Raw genomic sequence first — 4,402 nt, 5'->3', positions numbered from 1 at the left:
CAAGGTACTCTGATTAAAATTCTGATGAAAGATTTTTCTCTTTCTAAGGCGAGTGTCTATCGTTACTTGAAGAAAATTGCTATCTCTAAGCTATAAATATGCTTATTCCCTCTTTTCGAGGGTTTGTACAAAAAACCCCTATTGGGACTAGCTACTCTAGCTCTATCGATCGCTAACGCCCCAAATGCTCAAGCCGCATTGATTAACGGAGTGACTGTCACAACTGATATGGGATCGTTGGATATTTTTACTAATATCAACAATATTGTCAATGGTTCTGGGCTGCCTGGAAATACCCCAAGTTTGACAGGAAATCATAGGAGTGGATTTACAGGTACTTATTGGCTTAGTAATTATAACGTGATTACAGGTAATATTACCTTTAACCTGAATGGAACTTACAGTCTAGGTGGTTTTAGCTTGTGGAATTCAAATAGCGAAAACAGTTGGGGCGTAAAGGGAGTAAACGTTCTTACCTCAACCGATGGGAGTAATTTTACAACTTTAGCAGGTTCACCCACTCAGTTTGAGATCGAATATTACTTTTCAGCCGAATCTCCAGAGCAGTTCAGTTTTGCTCCAGTCACTGCATCCTACGTACGGTTCCAGGTATTGAGTAATTACGGTTATCCTGTCCTAACAGGATTGTCAGAAGTTCAGTTTGATGGAACTCCCGCAGCAACAGCAGTACCCGAACCTTTGACGATCTTCGGTACTTTGGCGGGTTTAGGCGGTGGTGCAGCATTGAAGCGACGACTCAAAGAAATCAAGTCGAAGTCTGTTTAGATAGTTCTGAATTTATCTCCCAGACTTGTAATTCAATCTCCCGTAAGCTGTGCGATCGGAGATTGATATTACTCTTAATATCTCCAGCAAAACGTAGTCACTTTTTGTTGTTTTTTCTTGGTGAGGACTCGATCAAGCAGAGTTATGTTTAAGGTAAATCAGTCAGTGATGGCGATTTCTTTAGAATTTTCAGAAGTAAAATACATGTAAAGCAATGAAGAGAAATGTAAATATTCGACAGATCGTGACTGCAATTTTTTTGGTCACATTAATCAGTGGCTGTCGCTCTAATGATGATTACAATAAATTGGGTGAAGCTGGAATAAAATATATTGATGCTGTCAATTTATTACTAGATGAATCTGCTAAAGCCAGAGTGGATTTGTCATCGGAACAAACTTTAGCAAATGATAGAATCTCAAATATTGAAGCAGTAAGATATGCAGAAATCTCTAACTCTGACAGAAATAGAATAAAGTATATTAATGCAATAATGCAGCATAATTTAATGCTGAAGAAATATTTTCTATTGCTTCAAGAACTTGCCAATTCTGATGCTCCACAGAAAGCCCAGACAGAAATAGAAAAAGTTGCTAAAAATCTAACCAGTCTTGGTATCGTGATTCGCACGGGTGCTGCGGGAAGCCCAAGTGTTGGTCCAACATTGGGATCGGGTGTTAATTTGATCGTGAAGTTACAAATCAGAGAGGCTCTCAAGCAAGAACTAGAAAAACGCGGAAAGTTAATCAGCAGTGAATTAAAAATACAAGAGGAGGCTTTAGAAAAAATTGGGAAAATAATGTTGGAAGACAAAGAGAAAATATCAAAGTTACAAGAAAATAGGTTAGTTGTCAGATCGATTTTATCACCTAACCCTATTGGTGATGAAACGGGATGGATTAAAACTAGGCAGGGTATTTTAACAATGGCAATAATGTCAGAGAATCTTAAAAGTGCAAGTTCAACACTGGGCAACTTTAAAGATATATTTGAATCATTCCTGGAAGGTAAATCAGATATTAAATCAGTCAATATCTTCTTGTCAGAAGTAGAAGCTTTTGTCAAAATAGTAAGCAGTAACAAATAGTTTTGCAGCTTTCAACTACCTTCATTACTTACAACTAATTATTAAAGAGTGAAACACATGGACATTACCCCAGAGCAACAACAGCTATTAGACTTAGATAAATTGCGCGATCTAGATATCCACAAACTGAAAGATTTGGAGGATAAATTGTATTCATCTGACACTCAAATATGGTTTGAAGATCCAGATAAAGCGACACCAGAACAAAAGAAAGATTTCACAAATAAAAGAATCAAACTGTCAAATCTGATTAACGATCTCGATACGATACGCATTGAAAAAATAGCCAAAAAATTTAAAAATAATGAATCAAAACTTCAGGAGGGAATAGATGAATTATCAAAAACACTTAAAGGTATTTCTAGTTCGATCGAGACTCTCAGTCAAATAGGTACGTTGATTTCTACGATCGCGAATATACTAACCTTAGTCTAATTACTTACAGCTCTCAAACTTTCAAAATAACTAATAGGAGATTCACATGACTACACCAACCACCCCTGAAGAATTACGAGAAATATTAACGAATCCTAATACCACTCAAGACGAAATAGAACAACTTATTGAACGAGATCCTAATCCTAATCTTGCTCCTTTCAAGTCCAAGTTAAAAGTAAAGTCACAACTTATCAGCCAAAACATAGATGATAAATGGTTTAATATGGTCGCAAGAGAGTATCGGCAGAAAAAATATCAAGAAAAAATAGAAGGTGATTTTAGAGGTGTCAAAATTGTTTCCGAAGGTGACTCCTGGTTTCAATTTCCTTTTTTACTTAAAGATGTAATTGACTGGATATCTGAATCTGATGACTATGCAGCTTGGAGTTTAGATGCAGCAGGCGACACGCTAGAAAATATGACTTCAGATCTTAATATAGATAAGATAGTCAATGCAATTATAGACAAAAGACCTGATATATTTTTGATTAGTGGCGGTGGCAATGATATGTTTGCAGATGGAGTATTCTCAGAATTACTCAATCCATTTACACCCGATCTAACGCCGAGTGAGTACTTAAACACAGAATTTGATAAATTTATTGATGAAATAATAAAACTTTATCGTAAATTATTCGAGGAAATATTGAGAAGGTTTCCTGGAGTAAAAATTATTTGTCATGGATATGACTATGTTATTCCGCGAGAATCTGGTATTTTCATGGGAAATAACATGCGATCTAAGAACATTCATAATGCAAGTTTGCAAAGGGAGATTATGAAGCTTGCGATCGATCGGCTTAACGCAGCACAAATAAAATTAGTGTCTGAACCTCGATTCCGCAAGAGTGTTTTTCATGTAGATTGCCGAGGTGCCGTAAATCAAAATAACTGGTTTGATGAAATTCATCCCAATAATGACGGTTTTAAATCCGTAGCCGATCGATTCAAGACAGTTATTGAGGATATACGAGTTCAAAAATCTCTTCCTGTTCGTCTAAGTACAAGTAATGTGAAATAGCACCTAGTCTCAACCATAAAATGTTATTTTTCATGGTTGAGTATCGAATAGCTGTATTGTAGGTTTTTATATTGTTGACTACTCTTTATCTATAGATGTTTATGGATTTTTTACGTACAACAGTCGATCTGCTCAGTAATGAGAATAGAGTTCTCTTCTCCTCTATTATTCTTTTGACTGTTGTAGTCATAATATCGATTGCCTTTAATTCTATTACAAATAAGTATTTAAAGGATGATGTAAAAGATTTTCAAAGTAGGCTTTGGTATTCCAATCCTGATGTCGATCGAGTAATAGATCGATATGAAAATACTAACGGTGTAAATACTTATGTTACTGCACTAGTAACACTTGATTTAATTTTGCCAATCGCTTACTCACTACTTTTCTCGATTATTCTTACAGTTGAGTTGACTCATTTTAAAAATAGTCTTTATTTCCCTAGAGATATGCGCTTACTGCCATTATTTCTAATACTAGTAGATTGGAGTGAAAACATTGCGATTATTATTTTGATAAAGCAGCACCAAAGATTAAAATCAGAAATGGTTAAAGTGGCTAGTGCTTTGACAACAGCTAAGTGGATTGGCATTAGCTTGACTATTATTCTAATCATTGCGATTCCTGTAGTTGACAAATTAAAATTTTGAAGATTTTAGTATCGCCACCGATCGTACTAAAAATTTCAATGACAATCAAGAAACAAAAAGTACAATACAACCTAAATATTAATTATGGCATTATACGCATTTGACGGAACTGGCGATCGATGGAGTCCAGGAACTCGCTGGAACTTAAAAGATATTCGAGAACTGACTAAAAAGCAAAAAGAAGAATTAATTGCAACAATTACACCCGAACAAAAGACAGATAAAGGTCGTTATTTAACTAATGTTGTCTTCTTTTACAAAGAATATATTGAGTCTGGATTACATGCAGAGTATTTTCCAGGCGTAGGATCGGGAGCCTTGTTTACAACTAAAGTTGGTATTACACTTGATTTCATATTTGGCGGAGCTTTTGGAATTGGAGCGCAGGGTATTATAAATCAGGCTTTTGGTAAGCTGAAA

At 35.5% G+C, this 4,402-nt stretch carries 6 protein-coding genes; all 6 read left to right on the top strand.

Going from position 1 to position 4,402, the window contains the following annotated elements:
- Positions 1–123 precede the first annotated feature (123 nt).
- On the top strand, positions 124–786 hold the full coding sequence (locus RMO55_RS11185) for a discoidin domain-containing protein (protein ID WP_310426563.1): 663 nt from the start codon (positions 124–126) through the stop codon (positions 784–786).
- Between the two features lie 244 nt (positions 787–1,030).
- Positions 1,031–1,873, top strand: a complete 843-nt coding sequence (locus RMO55_RS11180; RefSeq protein WP_310426562.1) for a hypothetical protein — start codon at positions 1,031–1,033, stop codon at positions 1,871–1,873.
- A 57-nt stretch (positions 1,874–1,930) separates the two neighbouring features.
- Entirely contained in the window at positions 1,931–2,308 is a 378-nt protein-coding gene (locus RMO55_RS11175) for a hypothetical protein (protein ID WP_310426560.1), read from the top strand.
- A gap of 46 nt (positions 2,309–2,354) precedes the next feature.
- The gene (locus RMO55_RS11170; RefSeq protein WP_310426558.1) at positions 2,355–3,332 is read left to right on the top strand and encodes an SGNH/GDSL hydrolase family protein; all 978 of its coding nucleotides are present in this window, start codon (positions 2,355–2,357) and stop codon (positions 3,330–3,332) included.
- A gap of 101 nt (positions 3,333–3,433) precedes the next feature.
- Positions 3,434–3,982 (top strand): hypothetical protein, encoded by a 549-nt coding sequence (locus RMO55_RS11165; protein WP_310426556.1) that lies wholly within the window; start codon positions 3,434–3,436, stop codon positions 3,980–3,982.
- 84 nt (positions 3,983–4,066) lie between these two features.
- The coding region (locus RMO55_RS11160; RefSeq protein WP_310426555.1) for a hypothetical protein at positions 4,067–4,402 on the top strand (336 nt) is incomplete at its 3' end.

This window comes from Chamaesiphon sp. VAR_48_metabat_135_sub (assembly GCF_031418915.1).
Taxonomy (GTDB): Bacteria; Cyanobacteriota; Cyanobacteriia; order Cyanobacteriales; family Chamaesiphonaceae; genus Chamaesiphon.
This window is presented reverse-complemented; position numbering and strand designations above follow the sequence as displayed.

Coding starts and splice junctions, on each gene's coding strand:
- RMO55_RS11175 (WP_310426560.1), top strand. CDS start 1,931: ATGGACATTACCCCAGAGCAACAACAGCTATTAGACTTAGATAAATTG.
- RMO55_RS11170 (WP_310426558.1), top strand. CDS start 2,355: ATGACTACACCAACCACCCCTGAAGAATTACGAGAAATATTAACGAAT.
- RMO55_RS11165 (WP_310426556.1), top strand. CDS start 3,434: ATGGATTTTTTACGTACAACAGTCGATCTGCTCAGTAATGAGAATAGA.